Annotated in this window: 3 protein-coding genes; all 3 read right to left on the bottom strand. The window is 50.4% G+C overall.

Features of this window, described 5'->3' with window-relative positions; all coding sequences use genetic code 11:
- Positions 1 to 61: 61 nt before the first annotated feature.
- Positions 62 to 448, bottom strand: coding sequence for a hypothetical protein (locus tag J8I34_RS33785; protein ID WP_209808520.1), 387 nt, complete (start codon positions 446 to 448; stop codon positions 62 to 64).
- On the bottom strand, positions 445 to 627 hold the full coding sequence (locus J8I34_RS33790) for a hypothetical protein (RefSeq protein WP_209808522.1): 183 nt from the start codon (positions 625 to 627) through the stop codon (positions 445 to 447). The genes J8I34_RS33785 and J8I34_RS33790 overlap by 4 nt, the downstream gene beginning before the upstream one ends.
- A gap of 98 nt (positions 628 to 725) precedes the next feature.
- Positions 726 to 1,436 carry a PD-(D/E)XK nuclease domain-containing protein gene (locus J8I34_RS33795; RefSeq protein WP_209808524.1) on the bottom strand — a complete coding sequence of 237 codons (711 nt, stop codon included), beginning with the start codon at positions 1,434 to 1,436 and terminating at the stop codon, positions 726 to 728.
- Between the last annotated feature and the right edge of the window lie 502 nt (positions 1,437 to 1,938).

Here is a 1,938-nt window from a genome sequence, read left to right on the forward strand (position 1 = left end):
TCATGCAGCTTTCGTGATCCTCATTTAACGTCTCTGCCGCCCTTCCGTTGGCAGAGGTTTTTCAGACCATCCTTAGGGTAAGGAGTTCGCCGCTACGATCAATAACAACGGTATCCCCTGAACCTTCCAACTCCCCTTTCAACTGTTCGGAAACAGCGCGCAAAGCGTCCGCATCAGTAAGTCCTTGCACATCGACCGAGGTTATGCGCTCTCGACGAGTTGCTACACCCAAGCGGGCAGCGATGTCTTGATGGTCATAGTAGTCATGCGTTAGCCGTGAAAAATACTGTGCCAGGTCTTCCCGGAGCGTCTTGCGGCTGACGAGAATGTTTCGTCTATGGAACAGTTTGACTACCGTCGCGCTATCAACCTTGTGCTGATTCAACGCATCGAAAATGTTCTTATCGGTGGCATAATACAACGACGGGCCATGCTTATACTTCTTCATTCGCGCCACCCCATATCACCCGGATTGTACGTGCTTGTCACGGCAGTAATACGTCCGATGTCTATTTTTTCGAGAATCTGTTCCCGCGATGGATCAAAGCCCCATGCCTTAACGTATCGCTTCTTCGCGGTATGGAAGATTGATTTCAAATCATCAGGCGCTTTGGAAACGACCTTCACGACAATACGCTCGCCCGACTCCAGCAATTGATACCGAGAAAGACTATCGAGGAAATACTCGAATTCCTCTGCAGAGGAGGCAGGGGCATTATAGTAAATTAGATAACCAGATCGACTATTTTCAGTTGCGGCTTTATGCTTGATGATGAGGTATGGTGCTGTAAGAGCTTCAATCGTCGCAGGTGCCCCCATACGTCGCCCTGCCGACGAGTCATAACCAGATCTGGATAGTAAAACGTATAGTCCTTGGGAATTTCGTCAGCTGCGATCTGCCGGAGGAGGTCATTCGCGATGCTATATAAACGCTGAATGTCGTGTGGCCCAAGATAGTGAATCTGAGTTCCTGCGGCAATGGGTAGCCCTTCGAGCGAGATCTTATCGACCGCGTCATAGAAGGCCTTGTCATACCCGTTGTCGTGATTGTTGAGGAACAGCAGGCCTCTTACATCGTGCGGTTCCGACGCAGGCACAGAATACTTTTCGCGCCACGTGCCCGAGCACTTGGCGCAATCAATAGTGAGACACAACGACCTGAATGCAGAGCGTAGAGTGGTCGCCGTAATTGAGTCCTTTGCGTAGCTCTTCAGGTCAGTGTGCAAATAGATCGGCTTCCCGAGATAGGGATCACTGTAGAAGAAGACAACGTCTCCCGGATGCGTGGCCTTTGGCTTACCGCCTGTGCCTGTATGACTCGTATCACCACACGGAAAATTATCATCGGTTTTTGGGTGCGTCTGCCATCGGAAGTGTCGGAAAATGTCGCGGGACAATTCGTCGGCAATTGCTCCAATATTCTTGGTCTCGGCCATTCTTTCTCTTCAATGAATCTAGCTATCTAACGCTTTCTAAAAACCAATGGCAGGAACAGTTCGAATGTGCCGCCAACATTTTCGACAATTTTAGAGTAAAACTATCGATCATATTCTGACTTCTAGCGGTAACCCTCCCCACTTCGGTAGGGGCTTGACATTATGATTGGAGCGTCAAACGCGCTACCCTCGGATAATATCCTTAGTTTGCCATTTTGTTGATTGCGCCCCTTCCCCTATGCCCCACCTTAAAATCCGAGTGTCCTTCGACCACTATCGTCAGCTATTGCGCCGCTGACCAGGACTCGACCCCGAAGGATCGCCCAGTATTCAATTTGCGAGACTACATCCAATATTTCCTTTATCGGCGACCTGACTTCGCCGCAAGGGCTACTGTGGAGGGCCCGTTCGCAACCCGCGTGCCTGCCCTAACAGGCTGCTGAAGTACTAGCCGCGCAAAAAGCGAAGCTTGCCTCTACAAGGCTGAAGGGCTCGCTATTTT

The organism is Cupriavidus phytohabitans (assembly GCF_017815025.1).
Classification (GTDB): domain Bacteria; phylum Pseudomonadota; class Gammaproteobacteria; order Burkholderiales; family Burkholderiaceae; genus Cupriavidus.